Origin of the sequence: Mesorhizobium sp. M0563 (genome assembly GCF_040321065.1) — a bacterium.
Taxonomy (GTDB): domain Bacteria; phylum Pseudomonadota; class Alphaproteobacteria; order Rhizobiales; family Rhizobiaceae; genus Mesorhizobium.
The window spans coordinates 85,587-109,200 of the sequence record NZ_JAMYQV010000010.1 but is presented as its reverse complement, the minus strand read 5'-3'; the positions used below and the strand labels follow the sequence as shown (position 1 = coordinate 109,200).

The 23,614-nt window shown below is 62.7% G+C and carries 32 protein-coding genes; 18 read left to right on the top strand and 14 right to left on the bottom strand.

Annotated elements, in window-relative coordinates:
* Positions 1-28 precede the first annotated feature (28 nt).
* The 4 genes from NKI50_RS15260 to NKI50_RS15245 all read right to left on the bottom strand — a co-directional run bounded on the left by NKI50_RS15260 (position 29) and on the right by NKI50_RS15245 (position 3,098).
* Positions 29-823: an amino acid ABC transporter ATP-binding protein gene (locus NKI50_RS15260; RefSeq protein WP_023720990.1), complete on the bottom strand. Its 795-nt coding sequence runs from the start codon at positions 821-823 to the stop codon at positions 29-31.
* 4 nt (positions 824-827) lie between these two features.
* On the bottom strand, positions 828-1,478 hold the full coding sequence (locus NKI50_RS15255) for an amino acid ABC transporter permease (protein ID WP_352640167.1): 651 nt from the start codon (positions 1,476-1,478) through the stop codon (positions 828-830).
* A gap of 1 nt (position 1,479) precedes the next feature.
* Positions 1,480-2,145 carry an amino acid ABC transporter permease gene (locus NKI50_RS15250; protein ID WP_023720988.1) on the bottom strand — a complete coding sequence of 222 codons (666 nt, stop codon included), beginning with the start codon at positions 2,143-2,145 and terminating at the stop codon, positions 1,480-1,482.
* Between the two features lie 71 nt (positions 2,146-2,216).
* Positions 2,217-3,098 (bottom strand): transporter substrate-binding protein, encoded by an 882-nt coding sequence (locus tag NKI50_RS15245; RefSeq protein ID WP_031194546.1) that lies wholly within the window; start codon positions 3,096-3,098, stop codon positions 2,217-2,219.
* Between the two features lie 127 nt (positions 3,099-3,225).
* Between NKI50_RS15245 and NKI50_RS15240 the strand changes: the two genes are divergently transcribed.
* Positions 3,226-4,029, top strand: coding sequence for an IclR family transcriptional regulator (locus tag NKI50_RS15240; protein WP_023720986.1), 804 nt, complete (start codon positions 3,226-3,228; stop codon positions 4,027-4,029).
* 34 nt (positions 4,030-4,063) lie between these two features.
* On the opposite strand, the gene NKI50_RS15235 is transcribed toward NKI50_RS15240, so the two are convergent.
* Positions 4,064-4,267 carry a YdcH family protein gene (locus NKI50_RS15235; RefSeq protein ID WP_023678480.1) on the bottom strand — a complete coding sequence of 68 codons (204 nt, stop codon included), beginning with the start codon at positions 4,265-4,267 and terminating at the stop codon, positions 4,064-4,066.
* Positions 4,268-4,508: 241 nt separating this feature from the next.
* On the opposite strand from NKI50_RS15235, the gene NKI50_RS15230 reads away from it, so the two are divergent.
* The 7 genes from NKI50_RS15230 to NKI50_RS15200 all read left to right on the top strand — a co-directional run bounded on the left by NKI50_RS15230 (position 4,509) and on the right by NKI50_RS15200 (position 11,247).
* Entirely contained in the window at positions 4,509-4,688 is a 180-nt protein-coding gene (locus NKI50_RS15230) for a YdcH family protein (protein ID WP_023678481.1), read from the top strand.
* A gap of 203 nt (positions 4,689-4,891) precedes the next feature.
* Positions 4,892-6,145, top strand: a complete 1,254-nt coding sequence (gene ispG, locus NKI50_RS15225; RefSeq protein WP_352640168.1) for a flavodoxin-dependent (E)-4-hydroxy-3-methylbut-2-enyl-diphosphate synthase — start codon at positions 4,892-4,894, stop codon at positions 6,143-6,145.
* A 4-nt stretch (positions 6,146-6,149) separates the two neighbouring features.
* The gene (locus NKI50_RS15220) at positions 6,150-7,004 is read left to right on the top strand and encodes a lytic transglycosylase domain-containing protein (RefSeq protein ID WP_023720984.1); all 855 of its coding nucleotides are present in this window, start codon (positions 6,150-6,152) and stop codon (positions 7,002-7,004) included.
* A gap of 174 nt (positions 7,005-7,178) precedes the next feature.
* A complete protein-coding gene (locus NKI50_RS15215; protein WP_352717022.1) occupies positions 7,179-8,375 on the top strand; it encodes a phosphoglycerate kinase in 1,197 nt (398 codons plus the stop codon).
* Between the two features lie 140 nt (positions 8,376-8,515).
* On the top strand, positions 8,516-9,541 hold the full coding sequence (locus tag NKI50_RS15210; RefSeq protein ID WP_352480884.1) for a class I fructose-bisphosphate aldolase: 1,026 nt from the start codon (positions 8,516-8,518) through the stop codon (positions 9,539-9,541).
* 151 nt (positions 9,542-9,692) lie between these two features.
* Positions 9,693-10,430 (top strand): DUF899 domain-containing protein, encoded by a 738-nt coding sequence (locus NKI50_RS15205; protein WP_023720981.1) that lies wholly within the window; start codon positions 9,693-9,695, stop codon positions 10,428-10,430.
* Positions 10,431-10,515: 85 nt separating this feature from the next.
* Positions 10,516-11,247, top strand: coding sequence for an SGNH/GDSL hydrolase family protein (locus tag NKI50_RS15200; RefSeq protein ID WP_352717019.1), 732 nt, complete (start codon positions 10,516-10,518; stop codon positions 11,245-11,247).
* Positions 11,248-11,365: 118 nt separating this feature from the next.
* On the opposite strand, the gene NKI50_RS15195 is transcribed toward NKI50_RS15200, so the two are convergent.
* The gene (locus tag NKI50_RS15195; RefSeq protein ID WP_352480883.1) at positions 11,366-11,527 is read right to left on the bottom strand and encodes a hypothetical protein; all 162 of its coding nucleotides are present in this window, start codon (positions 11,525-11,527) and stop codon (positions 11,366-11,368) included.
* A gap of 203 nt (positions 11,528-11,730) precedes the next feature.
* On the opposite strand from NKI50_RS15195, the gene NKI50_RS15190 reads away from it, so the two are divergent.
* From NKI50_RS15190 to NKI50_RS15180, 3 genes are all read left to right on the top strand, one after another.
* Entirely contained in the window at positions 11,731-11,898 is a 168-nt protein-coding gene (locus NKI50_RS15190) for a hypothetical protein (RefSeq protein ID WP_023720979.1), read from the top strand.
* Positions 11,899-12,033: 135 nt separating this feature from the next.
* Positions 12,034-12,441 carry a hypothetical protein gene (locus NKI50_RS15185; protein WP_023720978.1) on the top strand — a complete coding sequence of 136 codons (408 nt, stop codon included), beginning with the start codon at positions 12,034-12,036 and terminating at the stop codon, positions 12,439-12,441.
* A gap of 18 nt (positions 12,442-12,459) precedes the next feature.
* A complete protein-coding gene (locus tag NKI50_RS15180) occupies positions 12,460-13,179 on the top strand; it encodes a helix-turn-helix transcriptional regulator (RefSeq protein WP_023678491.1) in 720 nt (239 codons plus the stop codon).
* Positions 13,180-13,240: 61 nt separating this feature from the next.
* Here NKI50_RS15180 and NKI50_RS15175 read toward each other — a convergent pair whose 3' ends face one another.
* The 3 genes from NKI50_RS15175 to NKI50_RS15165 all read right to left on the bottom strand — a co-directional run bounded on the left by NKI50_RS15175 (position 13,241) and on the right by NKI50_RS15165 (position 15,574).
* A complete protein-coding gene (locus NKI50_RS15175; RefSeq protein WP_352480882.1) occupies positions 13,241-13,936 on the bottom strand; it encodes a DUF1013 domain-containing protein in 696 nt (231 codons plus the stop codon).
* Positions 13,937-14,290: 354 nt separating this feature from the next.
* The gene (locus NKI50_RS15170; RefSeq protein WP_023720976.1) at positions 14,291-14,431 is read right to left on the bottom strand and encodes a DUF1127 domain-containing protein; all 141 of its coding nucleotides are present in this window, start codon (positions 14,429-14,431) and stop codon (positions 14,291-14,293) included.
* A 132-nt stretch (positions 14,432-14,563) separates the two neighbouring features.
* The gene (locus tag NKI50_RS15165; RefSeq protein WP_031194545.1) at positions 14,564-15,574 is read right to left on the bottom strand and encodes an NAD(P)H-quinone oxidoreductase; all 1,011 of its coding nucleotides are present in this window, start codon (positions 15,572-15,574) and stop codon (positions 14,564-14,566) included.
* A gap of 124 nt (positions 15,575-15,698) precedes the next feature.
* On the opposite strand from NKI50_RS15165, the gene NKI50_RS15160 reads away from it, so the two are divergent.
* The 3 genes from NKI50_RS15160 (at position 15,699) to NKI50_RS15150 (ending at position 17,555) form a co-directional block, all read left to right on the top strand.
* A complete protein-coding gene (locus NKI50_RS15160) occupies positions 15,699-15,893 on the top strand; it encodes a DUF1192 domain-containing protein (protein ID WP_023720974.1) in 195 nt (64 codons plus the stop codon).
* Between the two features lie 95 nt (positions 15,894-15,988).
* A complete protein-coding gene (locus tag NKI50_RS15155) occupies positions 15,989-17,236 on the top strand; it encodes an MFS transporter (RefSeq protein ID WP_352717016.1) in 1,248 nt (415 codons plus the stop codon).
* A gap of 31 nt (positions 17,237-17,267) precedes the next feature.
* Entirely contained in the window at positions 17,268-17,555 is a 288-nt protein-coding gene (locus NKI50_RS15150) for an ArsR/SmtB family transcription factor (protein WP_023720972.1), read from the top strand.
* 147 nt (positions 17,556-17,702) lie between these two features.
* Here the strand turns inward: NKI50_RS15150 and NKI50_RS15145 are convergent, their stop codons facing one another.
* Both NKI50_RS15145 and NKI50_RS15140 read right to left on the bottom strand, forming a co-directional pair.
* Positions 17,703-18,359, bottom strand: coding sequence for a glutathione S-transferase family protein (locus NKI50_RS15145; protein ID WP_352480879.1), 657 nt, complete (start codon positions 18,357-18,359; stop codon positions 17,703-17,705).
* A 61-nt stretch (positions 18,360-18,420) separates the two neighbouring features.
* On the bottom strand, positions 18,421-19,287 hold the full coding sequence (locus tag NKI50_RS15140) for an alpha/beta fold hydrolase (protein ID WP_352480878.1): 867 nt from the start codon (positions 19,285-19,287) through the stop codon (positions 18,421-18,423).
* A 97-nt stretch (positions 19,288-19,384) separates the two neighbouring features.
* On the opposite strand from NKI50_RS15140, the gene NKI50_RS15135 reads away from it, so the two are divergent.
* The 3 genes from NKI50_RS15135 (at position 19,385) to NKI50_RS15125 (ending at position 20,748) form a co-directional block, all read left to right on the top strand.
* Entirely contained in the window at positions 19,385-19,909 is a 525-nt protein-coding gene (locus tag NKI50_RS15135) for a winged helix-turn-helix transcriptional regulator (RefSeq protein WP_352640174.1), read from the top strand.
* 76 nt (positions 19,910-19,985) lie between these two features.
* A complete protein-coding gene (locus NKI50_RS15130) occupies positions 19,986-20,216 on the top strand; it encodes a hypothetical protein (protein ID WP_023720968.1) in 231 nt (76 codons plus the stop codon).
* Positions 20,217-20,316: 100 nt separating this feature from the next.
* Positions 20,317-20,748, top strand: coding sequence for a GlcG/HbpS family heme-binding protein (locus NKI50_RS15125; RefSeq protein WP_023720967.1), 432 nt, complete (start codon positions 20,317-20,319; stop codon positions 20,746-20,748).
* A gap of 10 nt (positions 20,749-20,758) precedes the next feature.
* Here the strand turns inward: NKI50_RS15125 and NKI50_RS15120 are convergent, their stop codons facing one another.
* From NKI50_RS15120 to NKI50_RS15110, 3 genes are all read right to left on the bottom strand, one after another.
* Positions 20,759-21,160, bottom strand: a complete 402-nt coding sequence (locus tag NKI50_RS15120; RefSeq protein ID WP_023720966.1) for a hypothetical protein — start codon at positions 21,158-21,160, stop codon at positions 20,759-20,761.
* Positions 21,161-21,358: 198 nt separating this feature from the next.
* Positions 21,359-21,541: a 50S ribosomal protein L32 gene (rpmF, locus tag NKI50_RS15115; protein WP_006203806.1), complete on the bottom strand. Its 183-nt coding sequence runs from the start codon at positions 21,539-21,541 to the stop codon at positions 21,359-21,361.
* Positions 21,542-21,681: 140 nt separating this feature from the next.
* On the bottom strand, positions 21,682-22,440 hold the full coding sequence (locus NKI50_RS15110) for a transglycosylase domain-containing protein (protein ID WP_352640175.1): 759 nt from the start codon (positions 22,438-22,440) through the stop codon (positions 21,682-21,684).
* A 79-nt stretch (positions 22,441-22,519) separates the two neighbouring features.
* On the opposite strand from NKI50_RS15110, the gene NKI50_RS15105 reads away from it, so the two are divergent.
* On the top strand, positions 22,520-23,437 hold the full coding sequence (locus NKI50_RS15105) for a polyprenyl synthetase family protein (RefSeq protein ID WP_352640176.1): 918 nt from the start codon (positions 22,520-22,522) through the stop codon (positions 23,435-23,437).
* Positions 23,438-23,614 lie beyond the last annotated feature (177 nt).

Genomic DNA, 23,614 nt, shown 5'->3' with positions numbered 1-23,614 from the left:
TCCTTGCGACAGCTTTCGCCGTCCGGTGTCAAAAATGCGAGGCGCGAAACCGCGCCAGGAAGCTGCGAAGGCGTTCATTGTCGAAGTCCGCAGCCAGGATCTCGGCGGGAGGTCCGACGGCACTGACGCCGCCATCCGCCATGAAAACGATGCGGCTCGATGCATCGCGTGCAAAAGCCATCTCGTGCGTGACCATCAGCATCGTCATGCCGTCTTCGGCGAGGCTGCGTACGACCTCGAGCACCTCGCCAACCAGTTCGGGGTCGAGCGCCGAGGTTATCTCGTCGAGGAGCAGGATCTTCGGCTCCATCGCCACAGCGCGGGCGATGCCGACGCGCTGCTGCTGGCCGCCGGAAAGCTCGGCCGGCAGACTGTCGGCCTTGTGGGCGAGCCCGACCCGGCCGAGCCAGTGCTCGGCAATGGTGCGGGCCTCGGCATTGCTCTTGCCGCGCACCTTGCGCAGGCCGAGCATGATGTTGCCGGCCGCAGTCAAATGCGGAAACAGATTGAAGCTCTGGAACACCATTCCGGTCTCGGCGCGCATCGCCGCCAGGTCGCGCTCGCTGCGTCGCTGGCGTGTTCCCGCCTCGCGGTAGCCGACCTCTTTACCGTCGATACGGATCGAGCCGTTATCATAGCTCTCCAGGAAATTGACGCAGCGCAGCAGGGTGGTCTTGCCGCTGCCGGATGGGCCGATGACCGTCACCACCTCGCCGCGCGTCACCTTGAGGCTGACCGAGCGCAGGACCTCGACGGATCCAAAGGCTTTGGAGACCTCGGAGATATCGAGAAGCGCCGGATTTGCGTGCGAGGCTTTGGACATCTTGTTATTCCCGGATGAAGGAGAAACGCCGCTCCAGCCGCCGGCTGGCCAAGGAGAGGGCGTAGTTGACGGCGAAGTAGACGAGCGCGCCGAGGATGTAGAGCGGCATCGCCTCATAGGTGCGGCCGATGACCTGGTTGATCGCTTGCATCAGGTCGGTGATGCCGAGCAGCGAGACCAGCGCGCTGCCTTTCACCGCGTCGGTGACGCCGTTGATCCAGGGCGGCAGGAAGCGCCTGAACGCTTGCGGAAAAATGACGTAGGCCAGCCGCTGGCGGAAGGTCAGCCCGATCGCCATCGCCGCCTCCGACTGACCCTTGGGAATCGAGCCGACGGCGCCCCTGAGATACTCGACGACTTGTGCGGTCTTGAAGAGGGTGAGGGCGAGTACGGCCGCCCAAAAGGACTCAAGATGCAGTCCCACCGCGGGCAGGCCGTAATAGACGAAGAAGATCAGCACCAGGATCGGAATGCCGCGTATGGTGTCGCTGAAGACGCGCACTGCCCAGCGCAGCGGAGCCGGACCATAGACGAGGCCGACACCCATCAGCACGCCGGCGATAAGCGATAGCACCACAACCAGCAGCGACACCCACAAGGTTACGGCAAAGCCTTCGGCGAGGAACGGCAAGGCATAGATGATCTGGCTCAGCATGTCAGCGCGCCGCCTTGAACCGGCGCTCGACCAGCCGCAGCGCGAAAAGCAGCGCGTAGCCGGTCAACAGGTACATCGCAGTCACCACCAGATAGACCTCGACAATGCGGAAGGTGTTGAAGTTGATCCACTGGGCGCCATAGGTGAGCTCGGGTACCGAGATGACCGACGCCACCGACGTGTCCTTGAAGAGCGATATGAAAGTGTTGGAAAGCGCCGGCAGCGTTATGCGCAGCATCGTCGGCAAGCGTACATGGAGCAGTCTCTGCCAAGGGGTCAGGCCAATCGCCTTGCCGGCGTCGAGTTGTCCGCGCGGCACCGCCTCGAGCCCGGAGCGAAATACCTCGACCAGATAGGCGCCGCTGTAGAGCGACAGCGTGGCAATGAACGAGGTTTGCGCGCTGTAGGCGATATCGACCACGGTCGGCAGGCCGTAGAAGACCAGGTAGACGAGCAGGATCAGCGGCACGTTGCGGATGAACTCGACATAGCCCGCGATGACGGTCCGCACCGCTCGCCCGGCCGACACGTACCAGACCGCCAGAAGCAGCCCGATGACGATGCCGATCGCGATGGAGATGACAGCCAGCTCAAGGCTGAGCAGCAGCCCCCCCCAGAGCTTGTCGAAATGCCGCCAGATCAGGTTGAAGTTGAGGGTATAGCCCATGCGTCCTGCTTAGTGCCGACAGTCCGGGAACGAGGCGGAAGGGCGCCGGAGGCATCCTTCCGCCTGATGGATCAGATAACCGGGAATCCAGGATGGCGGGCCGGCGGCTCCTGTCCGAAATAATCCTTGAACGCAGCGTCGTAGAGTGCCGTTTCATGGCCGAACATGGCGATGGTGAAGGTCTGGTTGACGAAGGTCAGCCAGTCGAGGTCGCCCTGCCGCAGTGCGGCACCATAAAGCATCGAGAACCAACTCTTGCCGGCATCGAAGTATTTGTCCGGATTGCGCGAGGCGAGCCAGCGGACCGTCGACAGATCGACGGCCGCGGCGTCGGATCGCTTCGATTCCAGTGCCTGCAGCACGTTGGCCTGCGTGTCTATCTGCATCACCTGCGCCTCCGGCAGGACGATGCGCACGTTTGCCTCGGCATCGACGTTTTGCAGGATGGAAATCCGGGTCGCCGAACCGGCGGCAAGCAGCTTGTCGAAGGTCTTATTCTCGGCGTTCGGAAGGGTCAGCAAGGCGATGCCTTCGACATAGTAGGGCCTGGAGAAGTGGATCAGCTGCGAGCGCTGGGCGGTCATGGTCATGAACTGGATGGTGATGTCGACCTTGTTGGTGGTCACGTTCGGAATGCGCTGAGCCGGATCCTGCATGACGAATTCGACTTTGGTCGGATCGTCGAAAAGCCCCTTGGCGAGAATGCGACCCATGGTTATGTCCATGCCCACCAGTTCGCCGGCATCGTTCTCGAAGTGCCAGGGCGCGTTGGTGCTGCCGGTGCCGACGATCACCTTGCCGCGCTCGAGAACGGTGCGCAGCAGGCTGTCAGGCGCTGCCTGGGCCGCAGCTTTCTGGACATCGACCGCAGTGGCGGCACTCATCACTCCGGCCGTTGCAAGCCCGGCCATTCCCAGTTTCAGAAATTCACGCCTTTTGGATGTGTCGTTCACGGCGACCTCCTTCGTGTTGTGTTCCCCGTTGGACCAGCAGCGCAGGCATCGGTTGCAACTGACGTCATTGTCCCTTACAAGGGACGCCTGTACTCTGTACAAGACAGATTAACATCAGGAATCGATAATGCAAGAAGGCAATGCCTTGGCCGCTCGACCGGACGCCGGTCTGGACGAAGACAAGAATTCGGGCTCGCGGGAGAAGGGCCTCAACCGGGTCCTCCAGATTCTGGAGTTTCTCCACGCGACCCAGCGCGCGATCGGCATTGGCGATCTTGCCAGAGGGGTGAACGCACCGCGGTCGACGACCTATACGCTGGTGCGCTCGCTGGTCGACGCAGGCCTGCTGGAGATGGCCGGAGACGGCAATCGGGTCTATTTTGGAAAGAAGCTCTATCTCTACGGAATGGACTATGTGCGGGGCAACGACCTGCTCAGGCGAGGGCGGCAGGAAGTCGACCATCTGTCACGCGAGTCCGGCGAGACCTCGGAGCTGTGCATGCTGCAAAGCGGCCGCTACACCATCGTCCATTCAAGCCCGGGAACCAGGCCATTCAGGATCAGCTCGGCGACGGGTCTGCAAATACCGCTTCCCTGGACAGCTTCCGGGCGGCTGCTCCTCGCCGGCTTCGACAGGGCAGCGATCGAGGATATGGTCTCGGAAGACGACCTCGTACTGCCGGACGGCCGCAGGTTGCAGCTCGACGATTTCATAGCCGATATCGCGGTGGCCAAGTCGGCCGGCTACTGCGTCACCTCCGGCCTTGTCGATGCCTACACGAAATGCCTGGCCGCGCCGGTCTTTTCGGCGCCGGGCAGGGTCGAGGCGACGATGTGCCTGGTGGTTCCCATCGATACCTCGACCGAAAAGACCGATGACCTGATAGAGCTGTTGCTCGAGCGCGCCGCGCGGCTTTCGATCGCGGCATAGGCCGCCTTTTCAGCAGGCCAGCGCCGGCGTCCATTCAAGCGATAATGTCTGGAATGATCTTGTCTTCCAGCGCCATCAGCCTGTCCTTCAGGAAAAGCTTCTTTTTCTTCATGCGCTGGATCTGCAGCGGGTCGCAATTCATGGCGATCATCGCATTGATGGCCGCGTCGAAATCGGCGTGTTCCTGCTTCAGCCGGGAATATTCGAGGCGGATATCTGCCTGTTCCTGATCGGACATTTTTACCGTCTGCACGTCTGCGGCGCCCAAACTATGGGCCTGATTGGGCGGGACCGGGGGTCTTCTTGCACCGGCGCGCAGCCCATACCACATTTCATATTGTCGTGGAATGCTACCACGCAGCATTCGACATCGGTGCGCGATGGTGGCACACTGTCATTATGCCGTCACAGAAGCGAGCCTGCGGTGGACGTGCCATGACGGCTGCAATCCGAGGAAACCATGAAAGGGAGAACCAATCATGTCTCTTGCATCCCATCTTGATGAGCTGCAGCGGAAACACGGCGACATCGAACGCGAAATCGACGATGCGATGACCCATCCGTCGGTAGACGACCTCGAAATCGTGAATCTCAAGCGGCGCAAGCTGGCGCTCAAGGACGAGATTGAAAAACTGAAGGCGAAACCGACGACGCACTGACGCCCATCCAGGACTAGCTGCGCCGCCTGGCGCGCGATTTCTTTCCGGTGGCATGTCTCTATGCTCCGGAAACGCTTATGGATTTGCGGCAAGCTGCCGTCTTGTCATTTCCGATTTGCTAGGTCTGCGCGCCAGTCGCCATTGACAAGCCATCTTTGCTCCTCCACCTCATGCCCGGACCTTCAAGATTAAAGGCAGCCGGCATGACCGGATATTTTTCCTCACCCTTCCCGCGCCGCAGGTCGGTCGGTGTCGACGTCGGCGGCGTGATGGTCGGCGGCGGCGCCCCAGTCGTCGTCCAGTCGATGACCAACACCGACACGGCCGATGTCGACCAGACGGTGGCGCAAGTGGCGGCACTGCATCGCGCCGGCTCCGAGATCGTGCGCATAACGGTCGATCGCGACGAAAGCGCTGCCGCTGTGCCGGCCATCCGCGAGCGACTGGAGCGGCTCGGGATCGACGTGCCGCTGGTCGGCGATTTCCATTACATCGGCCACAAGCTCCTGGCCGATCATCCGGCCGGCGCTGAGGCCTTGGCCAAGTACCGCATCAACCCCGGCAATGTCGGTTTCAAGGACAAGAGGGATCGGCAGTTCGCGGCGATCGTCGAGATGGCGATCCGATACGACAAGCCGGTGCGCATCGGCGTCAACTGGGGTTCGCTCGACCAGGAGCTGCTGACCCGGCTGATGGATGACAACCAGGCCCAAGGCTTTCCGCTGACCGCGCAGGAAGTGACGCGCGAAGCGATCGTGCAGTCGGCGATCCTGTCGGCCGAAATGGCCGAAGAGATTGGCCTTGCGCGCGAGAAAATCATCCTCTCGGCCAAGGTCAGCGGCGTGCAGGATCTGATCGCCGTCTACACCGAGCTCGCCACCCGTTCCAACCATGCGCTGCACCTCGGCCTGACAGAGGCCGGCATGGGCTCGAAAGGCATTGTCGCATCATCGGCTGCGATGGGCATCCTGCTCCAGCAAGGCATCGGCGACACCATCCGCATCTCGCTGACGCCGGAGCCGAACGGCGACCGCACACGCGAAGTGCAGGTGTCGCAGGAGCTGTTGCAGACCATGGGCTTCCGGCAGTTCGTGCCGATCGTCGCCGCCTGCCCGGGCTGCGGCCGCACGACCTCGACCGTGTTCCAGGAGCTTGCCCAGAACATCCAGGCCGACCTGCGCAAGAACATGCCGGTGTGGCGCGAACAATATCCCGGCGTCGAGAACCTCAAGGTCGCGGTGATGGGTTGCATCGTCAACGGTCCGGGTGAATCCAAACATGCCGATATCGGCATTTCGCTGCCCGGAACCGGTGAGACGCCGACCGCCCCGGTGTTCGTCGACGGCAAGAAGGCGGCGACCCTGCGCGGCCCGTCGATCGCCGCGGATTTCGAGAAAATGGTTTCCGACTACATCGAACGGCGGTTTGGCCAACACGGCAAAGCCGCGGCGGAGTAGTTCGATGCGGCGTTTGCTTGGGGCGACGCTGGTTGTCATTTGCTGGCTGGGCTGGGCGACAGCCGTCCAGGCCGATCCGCCGCGGCCCGCCAAGCAGAAGCTGATCGATCGAGTTTGCGATCTTATCGAGACGCATGCCGACCAGAACGGCCTGCCCCGGGATTTCTTTGCCCGGCTGATCTGGAAGGAGAGTCGCTTCGATCCCAATGCGGTCAGCCCCGTCGGTGCGGAGGGTATCGCCCAATTCATGCCGGGTACCGCCAAGATGCGCGGGCTCGCCAATTCGTTCGATATCGAGCAGGCTATCCCGGCCTCGGCAAAATACCTCGCCGAAATGAAGACCGGCTTTGGCAATCTGGGCCTCGCCGCAGCCGCATACAATGCCGGCGAGAGCCGGGTGACGCGCTGGCTGAATTCCGGCGGCTTCTTGCCGATGGAGACCGAAAGCTACGTTTTGGACGTCATGGGCGAGCCGGCCGACAGGTTCACCGATGCCGCGTATGCCGGCGTCATCCGGCCGCTCGACAAGAAGGCGAGCTTCGCTGCCGCCTGCCGCACGCTGCCGGTGATCATGTCCAGAACCGTGCCGATGTCGTCGATCAACATCAAGCCATGGGGCGTGCAGGTGGCCGGCAATTTCCGCCGCGCCGCGGCGCTCAATCAGTGGAGCAATGTGAAACGGCGGTTTCCAGCCTTGCTCAGCGGTCGCAATCCGGTGGTCAGCCGGGTGCGCACACCGATCGGCAGGCGCGGCATCTATGCGGTGCGGATCGGCGCCGACACCAAAGCCAAGGCCGACGATATTTGCCAGAAGCTGCACAGCGTCGGCGGCGCATGCATTGTGGTGCGCAACCGGTAAAGCCATATGTCGGCGCGTTTCGCGCCATTGCTGCCCATCTCGCTCCCGCTGGGCGCTTCATCTTCGACACGCGATCACATTTTCCGTGAACCCTTAAGCAGAACCGTCAGGCAGGTCTTGCATCGTCGTTGATGCGGGGTAAGGTCCCCGCGATTTTTCGCGAAAGGGATCAGCATGGCCGACTTCAAGACACTGGACGACATCGGCAATATCAGCGGCAAGCGTGTGCTGGTGCGTGTCGACCTCAACGTTCCCGTCACTGAGGGCAAGGTCACCGACGCCACCCGCATCGAGCGCATTGTACCGACCATCGCCGAGCTGTCCGGCAAGGGCGCCAAGGTCGTCCTGCTTGCACATTTCGGTCGTCCCAAAGATGGACCGGCGCCGGAATTCTCGCTCGAGCCGATCGCCAAGGCGACGGCGGACGTGCTCGGCCGTCCGGTTGGCTTTGCCACCGACTGCATCGGCGACAAGGCCGCGAGCGCCGTCGCCGCCATGGAAAGCGGCGATGTGCTGCTGCTCGAGAACACCCGCTTCTACAAAGCCGAGGAGAAGAACGACCCGGCCTTCACCGAAAAGCTCGCCGCCAACGGCGACATCTTCGTCAACGACGCCTTCTCCGCTGCGCACCGCGCCCATTCGTCGACGGAAGGGCTGGCGCACGTGCTGCCGGCCTTCGCCGGGCGCACCATGCAGGCCGAGCTCGATGCGCTGGAAAAGGGCCTCGGCAATCCCGTCCGCCCGGTTGTCGCCATTGTCGGCGGGGCCAAGGTCTCGACCAAGATCGACTTGTTGATGAACCTGGTGAAGAAGGTCGACGCGCTGGTCATCGGCGGCGGCATGGCCAACACGTTTCTCGCGGCACGCGGCACCGACGTCGGGAAATCCTTGTGCGAGCACGATCTCGCGACCACCGCCAAGCAGATCATGATCGAGGCGGCCGAGGCCGGCTGCGCCATCATCCTGCCCGCCGACGCCGTTGTCGCCAGGGAGTTCAAGGCCGGTGCCGCAAGCGAGACCGTCGCCATTGCAGACGTACCAGCCGACGGCATGATCCTCGATGTCGGCGCGAAAACCGTGAAAACCATTGCCGAATGGATCGACCGTGCCGCGACGTTGGTCTGGAACGGGCCGCTCGGCGCCTTCGAGATCGAGCCGTTCGACCATGCGACGGTGGCGACGGCCAGGCACGCGGCAGCGCGCACCAAGGCCGGCAGGCTGGTCTCGGTGGCCGGCGGCGGCGATACGGTGGCCGCCCTCAACCATGCCGGCGTCAGCGATGAGTTCACCTATGTCTCGACGGCCGGCGGCGCTTTCCTCGAATGGATGGAAGGCAAGCCCTTGCCCGGCGTCGACGTCTTGAAGCGCTGAGCGCGGCGTTAATAACAGCGCGAAGCAGTGCGCTCGCGATTTTCAATCGATTCGCGCTTCTCCGACGAAAGGGTTCGACTTGAACCTGCGTTGCTCTGGTGGTCTGCTGGGTACGGGTCAATTCTTTCAGGAGAAGCACGATGAGCGAACGTCTCGAGGACATTGCCGCCGCGATGGTGGCCAACGGCAAGGGCCTGCTGGCTGCCGACGAGAGCTCCGGCACTATCAAGAAGCGCTTCGACGTCATCGGCGTCGAGTCGACCGCCGACAGCCGCCGCGACTATCGCGAGATGATGTTCCGCGCCAGCGATGCAATGACCAAGTACATTTCCGGCGTTATCCTCTATGACGAGACCATCCACCAGAAGGCCGCCGACGGCACGCCGCTGGTCGACATCATCAAGGCATCAGGCGCCATTCCCGGCATCAAGGTCGACGCCGGCGCCAAGCCTCTGGCAAGATTTCCCGGCGATACCATCACCGAAGGCCTGGACGGCCTGCGCGAACGCCTCGCCGACTATTACAAGCTTGGCGCCCGCTTTGCCAAATGGCGCGCGGTAATCGACATCGATGTTGCCAAGGGGGTGCCTTCCGCCACCTCGATCGGCTCGAATGCCCATGCGCTCGCCCGTTACGCCGCGCTTTGCCAGGAAGCCGGCATCGTGCCGATCGTCGAGCCGGAGGTGCTGATGGACGGCGCTCATGACATCGACACTTGCTACGAGATCAGCAAGGCGACACTGACAAAGCTATACACCGAGCTCTATGCGGCCCGCGTCGTCCTCGAAGGCACCATCCTGAAGCCAAACATGGTTCTCGCCGGCAAGAAATCGGGCAAGGTCACCAGCCCCGACGAGGTCGCCGAAAGGACGATAAAACTGTTCCGCGAGACGGTGCCAGCCGCGATCGGAGGCATCGCCTTCCTTTCGGGCGGACAATCGGACGAGCAAGCGACCGCCAACCTCAACGCCATCAACGCCATCGGCCCGCATCCGTGGAAGCTGACCTTCTCCTACGGCCGCGCCTTGCAGGCCGCTCCGCAGAAGGCCTGGAGCGGCAAGGCGGCGAACGTCGCCGCCGCGCAGGCCGCCTTCGCCCATCGCGCCCACATGAACCATCTGGCAGCGCTTGGACAATGGCAGCCGTCGCTGGAGCAAGCCGCTTAACCGAATCCATCTTGCGTTTCTCCCGACCCGGGCCACGTGCCCGGGTTTTGCTTGAAAGCAGCAAGGGCTGCAATTTTCTTGCAACTGACATGCAGCTCGGTGTCGGCATTCCTCGCTGCCGAACGTCCTCCGTGAAAAGAGGAGCAGACCTATGCCAAACAACAAGACCGTTTCGCAGGAAGACTGGTTCCAGGCGCACAAGGCGCATCTGGCGCGCGAAAAGGAATTGACGCGCTTTCGCGACCGCGTCGCCGCCGAACGCCGCGAATTGCCATGGCTGAAGATCCGCAAGGACTACGTCTTCGAGACCGAGCAAGGGCCAAAGAAACTGCCCGACCTGTTTGGCGGCAACAGCCAGTTGATCGTCTACCATTTCATGTTCGGGCCGGGCGCCGATTATCGTTGCGAGGGCTGCTCGTTCCTTGCCGACCACATCGACGGCGCCAACCAGCATCTCAGGCACCACGATGTTTCGCTTGTCGTGGTGGCGCGGGCGCCGCTGGCCGAGCTTCTGCCCTACAAGCAGCGCATGGGCTGGAAATTCGACTGGGTGTCGTCCTACGCCTCGGACTTCAACTTCGATATGCAGGTGTCATTCACCGACAAGCAGATCGCGGCCGGCGACACGACCTACAATTTCGAGCGGCGCGCGCGGAGATCGAAGGACCTTCCCGGCACCAGCGTGTTCTATCGCGACGAGAAAGGCGACATCTTCCTGACTTTCATCTCGCGCTCCAGAGGCGGCGATCCGCTGATCGGCGCCTATCACTATCTCGACCTGACGCCGAAAGGCCGCAACGAAACCGGGCCGCATCATAGCCTCGCCGACTGGGTGCGGCTGCATGACGAGTATGAAGACCAATCCGGGACGCATGACTGCTGCCATTGAGGCGACAGGCTGTCGCTGCAAGGTCGTTCACCTTCAGTGCAACATGCGCTAAGTGCTGTTCGCTGTGCCCTAAAAGGGATTTGCCATGCGGCGCTTTCCGACCCTTCTCACCTGGTTCGCCTTTCCGGTCTATGTCTGGCAAGGACTTGGCGTGCGTCGCCGCACCACCCGCATGCTGCCGGCACAAGGTCCGGTCATGCACGAGATATCAGGCCAGGCGCCGGCAATCTCGCTGCTGGTGCTCGGCGATTCCTCCGCCGCCTCAGTCGGCATCGGCAATTCCGAAAACGGATTGGCCGCGCAACTGGCCGTTCTAATTGCGCAACGCACCGGCCGCACCGTGCGCTGGCGGGCAGCCGGCTTCAACTCGGCAACCTCTGGCCAGATCCGCGATCATGTGCTGCCCAATCTGTCGGCCGATCCGTGGACGCATATCGTGCTCGCCATCGGCACCAACGACACCAAGAATTTTCATTCGGTACCGCGCTTCAAGCGCGATTTTGGCGGCCTGCTCTACGCGCTGCGCGCCAAATGGCCGGAGGCGCGCGTGGTGTGGTCGCCGGTGCTGGAGTTCACCCGGGCGCCGGCAATGCCGCCGCTGCTCGGCAAGATCCTCGAGATCCGCGCCGGCGAGATGAACCGGATGGGCGAGCGCCTTTGCCTCGAGCGCGGCGCCATACCGGCGCCCCGCCTGCCGATCACTGACGCCGAGGCCGGCTTTGCGTCGGATGGATTTCATGCTTCGGAAGCCGGCTACCGCGCCTGGGCGGAACATCTGGCCGGCTTGGTGCTCGCCAACGAACCGGGCGTCGCGTAGCGGCTGCCGGCACTAAAGCGCGTCGCGTTCGATTGGCCTCATGCGGCGGCGCTTTAGGTTCTTTGTTTTATGCATGTCGTCGGCGCAAAACCGCTGCACACCTTTTGCGCGACATGCATTACGTCCAGTGCCCGAGCACCGCCGTAACCGAAATCGCCGCCATAGCCAACAGCGCCAGCTTCCAGAAATCGCTGCGCCGCTTCAGCCCCGGCCAGCCGAGCGGCTTGATGAGCTGGATGACCATCATGGCGATGATGACGAGCGCGAGAAGTTTCGACATGCAGCCTTTGATCAGCATCGCGGCTGGCTGTCAAAGCGGCGCCACGATCGCGGTCTTTCCACCGCGGCACGCCTCTTTTCAGCACTGTTCGATCACTTCGGTGGACAAATCGGAACGCCGGTCGCGAGAGCCGCACCCTCCTGACAGACTGCTGTCAGTAGGGGTGTGCGATAGTGCCTGCATCGAAAGAGAGGAGACCAGCCATGAACGGTTTTACCATTCTGCGTAGCGTGCAGCACTATGTCGGCAAGATCCGGACGATGCGCAATGAGATCCGCACCCAGCGTTTCATGAACACCCTGCCGGCGGACATCCGCAAGGATATTGGCTGGCCGGACATGTATGGCGACCGCCACAATGGCGGCAATTGAGGCAATCTTTCTGCCCGGCGTTTGGATGCGGCCCGGCGATAAACAGGCATGCTGAAGCCTCCTGACAGTATGGTGTCAGGAGGCTCGTGCCATAGTGGGATGGCCGTCAGAGACGGACGGCCGAGAGGACGATCGATGAAAAGCTGGACCGACAGGCTGAACACGCCTGGCATCAACGGCATAACACCGTCGCCACGCACCATCGCTGATGTCGTCGAAGGCCAGCCGATGCTGGTTCCCACAGCTCGCCAGGTCGATGCATTCATCTGCGCCATCCCCGAAGGCATGGATATGGATATCCGGGCTTTGCGCACCGCGCTCGCCATCGAGCACGGTGCCGAGGTGACATGTCCGGTCACCATCGGCTATCATCTGCGTACCGTCGCCGAGGCCGCCAACGAGGATCTTGAGCGTGGCATGGCGCTGGGCGACATTGCGCCGTTCTGGCGGGTGCTCGACGCAAGCACGCCGACAACGAGGAAACTGTCCTTCGGCGCGGCCTCCGTCGCCGCGCAGCGCAAGCGCGAAGGGCTAGAGCAATAGACGCCGAGGGACCATACGATGCGCCGCGCCGACAGGCTCTTCCAGATCGTGCAGCACCTGCGCGGTGGCCGTCTGGTCACCGCCCAGAAGCTGGGCACGTGGCTCGAGGTTTCCGAGCGGACCATCTATCGCGACATCGCCGACCTGCAGTCGACCGGCGTGCCGATCGACGGCGAGGCCGGTGTCGGCTACATGATGAGGGAGGGTTTCGACCTTCCGCCGCTGATGTTCACGCGTGACGAGATCGTCGCGCTGGTCGCCGGCGCCCGCATGGTGCGCGCCTTTGGCGGCGCGGCCATGGCGCGAGCCGCCGACGAGGCGCTGGTCAAGATCGGCGCCGTGCTGCCCGACGCCGAAAAGGACCGCATCGCCCGCACCGAGATCCACACGCCGATGTGGGTGGTAAGCGACGCCGCCCGCGAAGCCATCGACCTGATTGAGCGGTCCATCGAGAAACGTCAGGTGCTGACCATCGACTATTCGGATGAGGCCGGCCGCAGCACCGCGCGCGACATCCGCCCACTCGGCCTGTGGTTCTGGGGCAAGGTGTGGACCTTGGTCGCCTGGTGCGAGATGCGCGGCGATTTCCGCGCCTTCCGCATCGACCGCATCGCCTCCGTGGTCATCGCCGGCCGCACCTTCAAGCCGGAGCGCGGCAAGCAGCTCGCCGATTTCTACCGCGCGGTGGAACGCAGCGAGGACTACGGCATGGCACCGGACCGGGCGGCGCGAAGCTGACACGGAAGATCGAAAAAAAAGCCCGCTTGAAAGCGGGCTTTTTGTTTTGGATGCGAGACCTCTATTCCTCTTCGCCCGTATCCTTGTCCTTCGACTTCAGCGCCGAGAGCTTGGCGAAGACGGCGTTGGCGTCGAGTTCGCGATCCTCGTCCTTTGGCTTTTCCGGCGCCGGCACCAGCCGTTCGGTCAAGGCGGCCGGCAGCAGCGTATCGCCGACCGGCTGCGCCTGCTCGCGGCCGCGCGAGGCGCGGTTGATTTCCATGTCGAGGTCGATCTGCGACGTCAGGCCGAGCGTCACTGGATCCATCGGCTGGAGATTGGCGGAGTTCCAGTGTTTTCTGTCGCGGATCTGGTCGATCGTCGACTTCGTCGTGCCGACAAGGCGGGAAATCTGCGCATCCTTGAGCTCGGGATGGTTGCGCACCAGCCAGAGGATGGCGTTGGGCCGGTCCTGGCGCTTGGACAGCGGAGTGTAGCGCGGACCCTTGCGCTTGGATTCCGGCACCCGCACCTTGGGGTCGGAGAGCTTCAGCCGGTGGTTCGGGTCCTTCTCGGCGCGCGCGATCTCGTCGCGAGTGAGCTGGCCGGTCATGATCGGGTCCATACCCTTGATGCCTTGCGCAGATTCGCCGTCGGCGATCGCCTTGACCTCAAGCGGATGCAGTCCGCAGAACTGCGCGATCTGCTCGAAGGAAAGCGCTGTGTTGTCAACCAGCCAGACGGCGGTCGCTTTTGGCATCAGCAGCGTATTGGCCATTACAAAAATCCTTCTCGTTCGCCCGCGTTCCCGCGCGGGCGGTGGTTTACAGCCACCAAAATGGGAAAATCGCGGTCTATATAACTGCTCACTCGCCATTTCGCAATGTTTTTGGCAGGCGCGCGTCAAGGACGGCATGGCGGCGCGACCAGCAGACCGCGAAGGGTCGGCACATGAAGCCATGCAGTCGAAAGCTTCAAAAAGACAAAGCCCGCCAGACCAAGGTCGGGCGGGCTCGGAACCGGCGACGGAAATCCGTCTGCTACGGCTCTGGCTTCTAAGGCTTGATCCCGAACCGCGGCTCGGCGTTGCGGAAAAGCAGCGCTCGGTCTTCGGACAGGATCGTGCTCGAGATCAAAGCCCTTGGCGGGCGATTCTCTCTATGTCGCCGCGGTTGATGCCGAGATCATTGAGCTGACGAGCGTTCAGCCGGTTCAGTTCGCGCACGGTTTCGTTGTACATGCGCCAGTTACGGAAAGCGCGGATCGGGTTCATGGTAGTCCTCCATCGTTTCGATGCCGCGTAAATAGGCATCGGCGATGAAAAATTGAACAGACGCTTTTGCATGGCGGCAATGCGTTTGTTGCATTGCACCATTAAGCCTTCGTTCAGCCTGTTTACCGGCCGTCAGGCGACATCGAGCACAATCTTGCCAATGTGCTCACCCTCCTCCATCCGCTCATGCGCCCGCCAGGCTTCCTTGAGCGGGAAGATCGTGTCCATCACCGGTGCAACCTTGCGCGTGCCGAGCAGCGGCCAAACCTGCGCCTCCAGCGCAGCCGCGACTGCCGCCTTGAAGTCCACCGTGCGTGGCCTGAGCAGCGAACCCGTGTGCACGAGTCGCTTGGCCATGATTTTGAAGAAATCGGCGCTCGCCACCGCTCCGCCCTGCGTCGCGATCTGGACGATGCGGCCCTCCACGGCCGCAGCCTCGTAGTTTCGCGCGACATAATCGCCGCCGACCATGTCGAGGATGACGTTGGCGCCCTTGCCGCCGGTTGCCTCCTTGACCGCGGCGACGAAGTCCTCCTCGCGGTAGTTGACCGCCCGGTCGGCACCGAGCTTGAGGCAGGCGTCGCATTTCTCCTTGCTGCCGGCGGTGGTGACGACATAAGCGCCGAAAGCGGCAGCAAGCTGAATCGCCGTCGTTCCGATACCCGATGAGCCGCCATGCACGAGCAGCGTCTCGCCGCTCTTCAGGCCGCCGCGCTCGAAGACATTGTGCCAAACAGTGAAGTAGTTTTCCGGCAGCGCCGCCGCTTCGGTGTAGGTAAAGCCGGCGGGCAGCGGCAGCACGCTGCCGGCATGAACCTTGACATATTCGGCATAGCCGCCGCCCGCCGTCAGCGCGCAGACCCGGTCGCCGACGCGCCAGCGCGATATCTCGTCGCCGAGGGCGGCGACTTCGCCCGCCGCTTCCAGGCCCGGCAGATCCGACGCACCTGGCGGCGGCGGATAGGCGCCCTTGCGCTGCTGCACGTCGGGCCGGTTGACGCCGGCGGCACGCACCCGGATCAGGATCTCGCCAGGGCCGGGTACCGGCACGTCGCGGGTTTCCGGTTTCAGCACCCGCGGCCCGCCCGGCTCCGAGATGGCGATCGCCATCATCCTGGCCGGAATTTTCTGTGCGTTCGCCATGAATTTTCCCGTCGTGTTTCGCCGGTTTCTAGCGCCAGCTATTGCCGGCCATTTGCATCCATACCCCTGCCCTATGTATGCTCATTGGCAAATCAGGCAAATGGGCAATCACGGAGGAGCGACGATGGCGGTCTTCGACGACGAACCCAAGAAGAAAGCGCGCCCGCACGAGATCGGGCAGGATCTGTCGCTGCTTTCTGTCGATGAATTGTCCGAGCGGATCGGCATCCTGCGCGGCGAGATCGCCCGGCTGGAAGCCGAGCTCATGACCAAGGGCTCCACCAAGTCGGCGGCAGAGGCGCTGTTTCGCCGCGGATAGTACTGCGGGCAATTCCAAAAGCTCGGGCACGCCGCCGAAAAGCCGGAATGCCGCTGTCTCCAGACCTGTGCCCCGAACCCCAGCCGGATTGAACAATGTTCGCAAGCTACAGACCGATCCTCTCGCTGCTGCGCGGCACCGCGTTCCTGCTGGCGGCATCCGGGCTGCACGGGCTGCTGTTGCCGCTGCGCGGCCAGGTGGAGGGCTTCTCGACCGCATCGCTCGGCCTGATGGGCACGGCTTGGGCCGGCGGCTTCGTCACCGGCTGCTTCTTTGCGCCACGCATCGTGCGCCGCGCCGGTCATGTCAGGGCTTTCGGCGCCTTTGCCGCATCGGGAGCGATCGTCGCACTGCTCACCGGCCTGATCATTGATGAATATACCTGGATCCTGCTGCGCGCCTTCACCGGCTTCACCATGGCCGGTGCTTTCATGGTCATCGAAAGCTGGCTGAACGAGAAGGCCACCAACGAAAACCGCGGCACCGTCTTCGGCCTCTACATGATGGTCACCTATGCCTCGATCATGGGCGGTCAGATGATCGTTGCCGGCGGCGATGTGAAATCGGCGTCGCTATTCATGATCACCGGCATTCTGTTTTGCCTATCACTGATCCCGACGGCGGTCTCGACGGCGTCGCACCCCAAGCCGCTGCAGGACGTGTCGCTTGACGTCAAAGGGCTCTACGTCAATTCGCCGGTGTCGGCGATCGCCTGCATGCTGATCGGCATCGCCAACGGCGCCTGGGGCACGCTTGGTGCCGTTTATGGAGCTCGCATCGGCATCTCGACGGCCGAGATCGCGCTCATGATGAGCCTGGTGGTCATCGCCGGCGCCGCCATGCAGCTTCCGGCCGGGCGGCTCTCCGACACGACGGACCGTCGTTTCGTGCTGGCGGGCGCGGCTTTCGGCGCTGCGCTGTTCGCCATCGCCATCTTCCTGTTCGAACCGCGCTCCGGCGTCTTCGTTATCGTCTGCACCGCCGCCTACGGCGCCTTCGCCTACACGCTCTATTCGATCGCGGTGGCGCATGCCAACGACCATGCCCGATCGGAAGACTTCGTCAAAGTGTCGGGCGGCCTGCTGCTGCTTTATGGCTTCGGCACGATGATCGGCCCGCTGCTGGCCGCCGGCCTGATGGGCTGGATGCGTCCCGAGGGGCTGTTCCTGGCTACTGCGTTGGCGCATCTCTGCCTGGCCGCCTATACGCTGCTGCGCATCAGCCGTCGCGCGCCGGTGCCAATCGAAGGCCGCGATGCCTTCAAGACCCAGCCGGCCGACCGCTCGGTGACGCCGGAAGCGTTGCGGCTCGACCCGCGCAGAAAAGCTGAAACCGACGGTTGAGATTCGAGACGCTTTGCCCCACAAATAAGGCATGATGCTTTCCGACGCCTTCATGGCGATTGCCGATCCCAACCGGCGCTATCTCTTGGAAGAGCTCCGGCGCGGACCGAAGACCGTCAACGAACTGGCCTCTGGCTTGCCGGTGTCCCGCCCGGCCGTTTCGCAGCATCTGAAGGTGCTGCTTGATGCCGGGCTGGTCAACGCCAAGCCGGAAGGCACCAGGCGCGTCTATACGGTCAGCAATGCCGGCTTCCTAAAGCTCAACATCTGGCTCGACCAGTTCTGGGATGCAGAGCAGCTCGGTTCACCCGGAAGCTGAGAGGCGTCGTCCGCGCGTCGGGCAGCTCGTGCAGCCTCGGGCCTGGAGCAATTCCAGGAAAAGTGTGAAACGGTTTTCCGTCCGGAATTGCGCAAAAAACAAAAGGATCGAGCGGTTCGGCGTTTCCGTGAAACGATGAACCACTCTCTAGCCGTTGTTGTAGGGGAAGAGCTTGAAATAGGGCTGCGCTTCCTCGATCACACGGGCAACCGACGGGCGCCGCAGCAGCCGGTCGTGATAGCGCCTCACCGCAGGATATTTGTCGCCGAACGGCTCGACCTTGTTAGCGTAGAACAGCGCGGGGGCGGCGGCGCAGTCGGCCATGGTGAAGCTCCCGCCCACCGCCCATGTCCTCGACTGCATGTCCTGTTCGATGACGGCGTAGGAGCTGCGCAGCTGGGCGCGCGCCTGCTCGACGCCGAACGGATCGGTCTTGCCCTCCGGCCGCAGCCGGTCGCCGACGATCTTCTGCATCGGTTCCTGGACGTAGAAGTCATAGAAGCGGTCGGCGAGCCGGGTCTGGCGAGCGAGATCGACATCGGCGGGGATCAGTTCGGCCGGCCCAGGATAATACGCGTTGAGATATTCGATGACGATTGTCGATTCCGGCACGGTCCGATCCAGCGCTTCATCACGCAGTACCGGCATCTTGCCGAGCGGCCACAATTTCAGAAACGCCGCGCGCGACTGTTCATTGCCGAGATCGACGACAACGGATGTGAATGGCGTGCCGTTCTCATAGAGCGCGATCAGCGGCTTCCAGCAGAAGGAGGCCAGTGGATGAAGATGCATAGTCAGGGACATTGGTTGTCGTTCCTTGGGTGGTTCGTCTCGCGGAAATTCGGTGTTGAGGTCAGGCTTGGTACTATTTGGCTTGGCTGTGGGTGACGATGGCATCGATGATCGCGGCCCAGTCGTCGGGATGCAGCTCGTGGCCGCCGCTCTCGATCCGGACCAGCCTTGCGCCGGCGACCGCGTCGGCAAGAGCGGCGCCATGCTCGACTGGAAAGATCGGATCGTCGGTGCCGTGGATAACGAGGAGCGGGATCTTCATCTCGTGCAGCCGCCCCGTCCAGTGCTGGCCGCTCCGATCTTCGCCGCTCCCATCTTCGCCGCTCTTGAGCATGAAATGATTGGTGGCGCTTAGAAAGCCGCCGGACCGGTCGTAATCCTGTTCGACGAAAGCCCGCGTGCGCTGCTCGTCGAATGAGCGTGCGGTGCCGGTGAGCGCATACGCGTCCTTGACGATGAAATCGACCGCCTGGCCACGGTCAGACCAGTCGACCTTCGCGCCTTCGTCCGAATGTTTCCTGTAGGCCTCGGTGGTTCCGGGCAGATGCGACGTATCAATGCCCAAGGGCGAGCTGCTGATCACCGTAAGCGAAGTGACACGCGACGGGTATTTCAACGCAACGAGCTGCGCAATCACGCCGCCCATCGACATGCCGACCACGTGCGCCTTTCGGATTCCCTGGTCGTCAAGGACGCGGATGGCATCGTCCGCCATGTCGTCGAATGTATAAGGCGGCTCGCCCGGCGCGTATTTCGTCGAACGGCCGGTATCGCGATTGTCATAGCGGACCACGAAGCGACCCTCGCCGGCCAGCTTCCGGCAAAACGCTTCCGGCCACCAGAGCATGGAAGCCATGGCGCCCATGATCAACAATACCGCCGGATGCGCCGGATCGCCGAACGTCTGGGATACGATTTCGGGGTGTTCGGCGTTTCTCATGGCTTTCCTCCTCGGGTCGCGAATCTGATTGCAATTTGCAATCGGTTGCACGATATTAAAACCGATACGATAATGCAACCGGTTTTTGGAGATTCGCATGAACATCGATCGCCGGTCCGGATGTCCGATCAATCTGTCGCTCGAAGTGTTCGGCGATCGGTGGAGCCTGATCATCCTTCGCGACATCATCTTCGGCGGCAGACGCCACTTTCGCGAGCTGCTCAATGGCTCGATGGAGGGCATCGCCTCCAACATCCTCGCCGACCGGCTGAAACGGCTGATGGAGCTCGGCATGCTGACCAAGGCGGACGATCCCTCCCACAAGCAGAAGGCGATCTACAGCCTGACCGAAATGGCTATTACGCTGGTGCCGATCCTGGCGCATCTCGGCGCCTGGGGCCGCGTCTGGCTCCCGGTCAGCGAAGAGCTCTCTATCCGTGCCGAGCTTCTGGAAAAAGGCGGCCCGCCGATGTGGGATAAGTTCATGAACGAGTTGCGCCACGAGCATCTAGGTGCGTCTCCCGCCCCATCTGGACCCACCGTGCGCGCGACCTTGCAGGCCGCATACGATGCGGTGATCGCCCGCAATGCGGAGCGAGTCGGGTGCGATCCGGCGCCATGACCAACTTATTTTCCCAATTGCGGGCTGGCTCTGCTATCAAGGGACTGAAGATAATTTACCGGATTGGATAACGCTCTTGGTCGAGAACTCTAAGGACACTGCCCGTGCGCGGGCCGATTTGCGTTTCAAGAAACAGGAAGAGGCAGCCACGGTGCGCCAGAAGGCCATGGCGGAATATGTCGCCGAGAGCGACGCTCGCCAGGCCAAAACCAACAAGCTGCGGGCGCTGCGCCTCGCCAAGGAAGCGGAAGACCTGGCCAATGCGCCTCCGGCGCCGGTGAAGAAGTCCCGCGCCAAGAAGAAATAAGCCGGCGCTCCTTGGATCGCATTGCTTCGTTTCGTACGCGGAACAGTTTTCACCGCGATCTGTTCTGCCGGTTGATAACTGGCGCGTTTAGGAGGCGGCCATGACCGCACTGACGCTCGACAAAGCCCTTGAGATCATCGCCGCCGCCTTTGCCAAGGGTGCCGAGCTCAAGCTCAGGCCGCTTGGCGTCTCGGTGCTCGATGCCGGCGCGCATCTGGTCTCGTTCCAGCGTCAGGACGGCGCCTCGTTCCTGCGTCCGCAAATGTCGGCCGGCAAGGCCTATGGCGCGCTCGCTATCGGCATGGGCTCGCGCCGGGTGGAGGCTTTCGCCAAGGAGCGCCCGCATCTGATAGCCGGCGTCTCCGACGTGTCGGGCGGACGCGTCCTGCCGGTCGTCGGCGGCGTGCTGATCCGCGATAAGGCTGGCACGATCATCGGAGCCGTCGGCATTTCCGGCGATACGTCGGACAATGATGAAACGGCAGCCATCGCTGGCATCGAGGCGGCTGGCTTCACCGCCGACCCGGGCTGAGCCGGAATCCTTAATTCATGTTGATGTCGCGGCTGGCCGACCGCATCGACACCGAAAAGCCGGCCAGCACGTCGATCAGTGCTATGACCATCAGTGTGAAGAAAACGGAATGGGCGGCGCCCTTCACCAGCAGGAATTCGACCAGATAGGCCACAAAGACGAAGGTCGACAAAAGGTGGTCCATGATCGAGGCATTTGTCGTTCGCGTCGACTTCACCACTTCGACGAACAAGAAGATCAATGCGATCAGCACGATGAGATCGCCGAGGGTCATCGAGAACACCCCGCCCGACATCATCCGGACCGAAAACATTTCGGTCGCCCACGGGTCGTCGCCGCTGCCGAATATTCCCAGAAGCCCGAGATTGTAGAGAATGAAAGGCACGATCAGCAGCGGAATGGCACCGAACATGTGGCGGCTCCGGTTGGACTGATCTTTGTAGAGTGCGCCCGGCGTTCGCCGTCAAGAATTTTCGTGCGGCCCATAAACACGGACAAAGACGGCGTGAAACAACAATGTCAGCCCCGGTCGGTATGATCAGTTGTCGACGAACGCAAAAAGACCGGCCAGTGGCCGGTCTTTTGCAATAATAAACCGTCGAAAGCTGTCTCAGCTTTCCTTCGGCTCCAGCACCTGGCGACCGCGATACATGCCGGTCTTCAGGTCGATATGGTGCGGACGGCGCATCTCGCCGGAGTTCTTGTCCTCGACATAGGTCGGGGCCTTCAGTGCGTCGGCGGAACGGCGCATGCCGCGCTTCGACGGAGAGGTTTTTCGTTTCGGAACGGCCATGGATATGCTCCACTACATGGTCAAAACGCCCCGGCGGCCCTCGTGAAAGGGCCACGTCAGGGGCCGGAATCTGAGAAAGTCGGCTGCCTATACACGCTCGATGGCGTTTTGGCCAGCGTCGCGGTGTTTTTTTTTTGACGCTATCGCAGGCAGCCGACATAGGCGCCGGCGCGGCCCGCGCGCCGTTCGATCAACGCGGCAAGCCGCCTCAGTCCCGGCCCGGGCTTCGCCGGATTGCGCACGATCGGGTTCGGCAAGGTGACGGCAAGCAGCGCTGCCTGTCGGCGCGACAGCTGTTTTGCCGAGACGCCGAAATGATGTTGGGCGGCGGCCTCGATGCCGTAGATGCCCGGTCCCCATTCGGCGATGTTGAGGTAGATCTCCATGATCCGCCGTTTCGACAGCACCGCATCGAAATAGACGGCCAGCGGCAGTTCGACGACCTTACGGACCGAGCCCAACGGCCGCGACCATAGATAAAGGTTCTTTACCGTCTGCATGGTGATGGTCGAGGCGCCACGCGTCATCTCGCCGGCGAGCGCATCGTCGACGACGCCGCGCAACTCGCCTAGATCGACGCCGCGATGGAAACAGAACTGCCCGTCCTCCGACATGATGACCGAATATGCCAGCACCGGCGCCACATCGTCGATAGAAACCCAGCGCCGATCGTAGCCGGAAAACGTCGCCAGGTCCTTCAGCATCAATGTCGAAACCGGGTGCACGAATGACGGCAGGTACAGAAAGGTCAGCACCACCGGCATCAGCGCCAGCACGATGGCGATAGCGATGCCGCGCCGGACCCAGCGTTGAAGACCGATGCGGCTGCCGCGTCTCGGTCTCGCCATGTCCAACCCTTCGGTTTCGTGATCGACGATCGGTTCCGCCAAGCCACCCAATCCGCGCTACTCCCTGCCCCCGGCATAATGGCGCTTGGCTTCTTGCGCAACGTCTGAGTGTCGGCTACCGCTCCCGACCATGACGAAAGACGACCAAATGGCGTTCGAGGCTGCACTTATTGCCCGGGCAGTTCCACTCGAGGCGCTGCTGAGGCGGTTGCTCGACGGGCGCACGCTTTCAGGCGAGATCGCGCGGCCGGAACGCCTGATGGCCGCGATGCGACATGGCGTGCTGAACGGCGGCAAACGACTGCGCCCCTTCCTGGTCATGGAAAGTTCTGCACTGTTTTCAGCCGACGTCGAGCCGGCGCTGCGCGTCGCGGCGGCGCTCGAATGCGTGCACTGCTATTCGCTCATCCATGACGATCTGCCGGCCATGGACGATGATGATTTGCGCCGTGGCCAGCCGACCGTGCACAGGGCTTTCGATGAAGCGACCGCCATTCTTGCCGGCGACGCCTTGCTGACGCTTGCCTTCGACATCCTTGCCGACGAGGCGACAATGCTGCCGGCCGAGCGCAGGGCAGCGCTGGTGCTGGCGCTGGCCCGCGCCGCAGGGGCCGGCAGCATGGTCGGCGGCCAGATGCTCGATCTCGAGGCCGAACAAAGCCGGCCGGACGAGGCTGGCATCATCCGGCTTCAGGCGATGAAAACCGGTGCGCTGATCCGCTTTGCCTGCGAAGCGGGCGCCATCCTTGCCGGCGCGCCGTCGCGCGACCGCGAAAGGCTGGCCGAATTCGGCTCGGCGATCGGGCTTGCCTTTCAGCTTGCCGACGATCTGCTCGACCTGACCGCCGACGCGCATCAGATGGGCAAGGCAACCGGCAAGGATGCCGCGGCCGGCAAGGCGACGCTGGTCGCGCTGCACGGACCGGACTGGGCGCGGGACCAGCTCCATGGCCTCGTCGACCAAGCTCATGCGCTGCTCGAGCCCTATGGCGAACAAGCCGCGCTTCTGAAACAAGCGGCGCAGTTCGTTGCGGCCCGCAACAATTAAGCTGCCCCCTATGGCGCACCGTACAGCCACGGAGGATTGGCGACTGTTCGGCCAGATGCCCTCGCAGCCGGCCGATCGGGATGATTTCCGGCGATGTCGGACCACATGGACTCGCCACGCCAGTTGCCGAACCATTCTTCAGCCTCGCGGCAGGGCTCCGCGGCTCGGGTCGACGCG

Bases quoted from the DNA above. Each gene is read 5' to 3' on its own strand.
- NKI50_RS15210 (WP_352480884.1), top strand. From the start codon at position 8,516: ATGAGCGAACGTCTCGAGGACATTGCCGCCGCGATGGTGGCCAACGGC.
- NKI50_RS15145 (WP_352480879.1), bottom strand. From the start codon at position 18,359: ATGTCCCTGACTATGCATCTTCATCCACTGGCCTCCTTCTGCTGGAAG.
- NKI50_RS15195 (WP_352480883.1), bottom strand. From the start codon at position 11,527: ATGTCGAAACTTCTCGCGCTCGTCATCATCGCCATGATGGTCATCCAG.
- NKI50_RS15155 (WP_352717016.1), top strand. From the start codon at position 15,989: ATGTTCGCAAGCTACAGACCGATCCTCTCGCTGCTGCGCGGCACCGCG.
- NKI50_RS15175 (WP_352480882.1), bottom strand. From the start codon at position 13,936: ATGGCCAATACGCTGCTGATGCCAAAAGCGACCGCCGTCTGGCTGGTT.
- NKI50_RS15200 (WP_352717019.1), top strand. From the start codon at position 10,516: ATGCGGCGCTTTCCGACCCTTCTCACCTGGTTCGCCTTTCCGGTCTAT.
- NKI50_RS15140 (WP_352480878.1), bottom strand. From the start codon at position 19,287: ATGAGAAACGCCGAACACCCCGAAATCGTATCCCAGACGTTCGGCGAT.
- NKI50_RS15260 (WP_023720990.1), bottom strand. From the start codon at position 823: ATGTCCAAAGCCTCGCACGCAAATCCGGCGCTTCTCGATATCTCCGAG.
- NKI50_RS15150 (WP_023720972.1), top strand. From the start codon at position 17,268: ATGATGCTTTCCGACGCCTTCATGGCGATTGCCGATCCCAACCGGCGC.
- NKI50_RS15135 (WP_352640174.1), top strand. From the start codon at position 19,385: ATGAACATCGATCGCCGGTCCGGATGTCCGATCAATCTGTCGCTCGAA.
- NKI50_RS15235 (WP_023678480.1), bottom strand. From the start codon at position 4,267: ATGTCCGATCAGGAACAGGCAGATATCCGCCTCGAATATTCCCGGCTG.
- NKI50_RS15105 (WP_352640176.1), top strand. From the start codon at position 22,520: ATGACGAAAGACGACCAAATGGCGTTCGAGGCTGCACTTATTGCCCGG.
- NKI50_RS15160 (WP_023720974.1), top strand. From the start codon at position 15,699: ATGGCGGTCTTCGACGACGAACCCAAGAAGAAAGCGCGCCCGCACGAG.
- rpmF (WP_006203806.1), bottom strand. From the start codon at position 21,541: ATGGCCGTTCCGAAACGAAAAACCTCTCCGTCGAAGCGCGGCATGCGC.
- NKI50_RS15220 (WP_023720984.1), top strand. From the start codon at position 6,150: ATGCGGCGTTTGCTTGGGGCGACGCTGGTTGTCATTTGCTGGCTGGGC.
- NKI50_RS15240 (WP_023720986.1), top strand. From the start codon at position 3,226: ATGCAAGAAGGCAATGCCTTGGCCGCTCGACCGGACGCCGGTCTGGAC.
- NKI50_RS15230 (WP_023678481.1), top strand. From the start codon at position 4,509: ATGTCTCTTGCATCCCATCTTGATGAGCTGCAGCGGAAACACGGCGAC.
- ispG (WP_352640168.1), top strand. From the start codon at position 4,892: ATGACCGGATATTTTTCCTCACCCTTCCCGCGCCGCAGGTCGGTCGGT.
- NKI50_RS15190 (WP_023720979.1), top strand. From the start codon at position 11,731: ATGAACGGTTTTACCATTCTGCGTAGCGTGCAGCACTATGTCGGCAAG.
- NKI50_RS15255 (WP_352640167.1), bottom strand. From the start codon at position 1,478: ATGCTGAGCCAGATCATCTATGCCTTGCCGTTCCTCGCCGAAGGCTTT.
- NKI50_RS15170 (WP_023720976.1), bottom strand. From the start codon at position 14,431: ATGAACCCGATCCGCGCTTTCCGTAACTGGCGCATGTACAACGAAACC.
- NKI50_RS15205 (WP_023720981.1), top strand. From the start codon at position 9,693: ATGCCAAACAACAAGACCGTTTCGCAGGAAGACTGGTTCCAGGCGCAC.
- NKI50_RS15120 (WP_023720966.1), bottom strand. From the start codon at position 21,160: ATGTTCGGTGCCATTCCGCTGCTGATCGTGCCTTTCATTCTCTACAAT.
- NKI50_RS15185 (WP_023720978.1), top strand. From the start codon at position 12,034: ATGAAAAGCTGGACCGACAGGCTGAACACGCCTGGCATCAACGGCATA.
- NKI50_RS15180 (WP_023678491.1), top strand. From the start codon at position 12,460: ATGCGCCGCGCCGACAGGCTCTTCCAGATCGTGCAGCACCTGCGCGGT.
- NKI50_RS15125 (WP_023720967.1), top strand. From the start codon at position 20,317: ATGACCGCACTGACGCTCGACAAAGCCCTTGAGATCATCGCCGCCGCC.
- NKI50_RS15165 (WP_031194545.1), bottom strand. From the start codon at position 15,574: ATGGCGAACGCACAGAAAATTCCGGCCAGGATGATGGCGATCGCCATC.
- NKI50_RS15215 (WP_352717022.1), top strand. From the start codon at position 7,179: ATGGCCGACTTCAAGACACTGGACGACATCGGCAATATCAGCGGCAAG.
- NKI50_RS15250 (WP_023720988.1), bottom strand. From the start codon at position 2,145: ATGGGCTATACCCTCAACTTCAACCTGATCTGGCGGCATTTCGACAAG.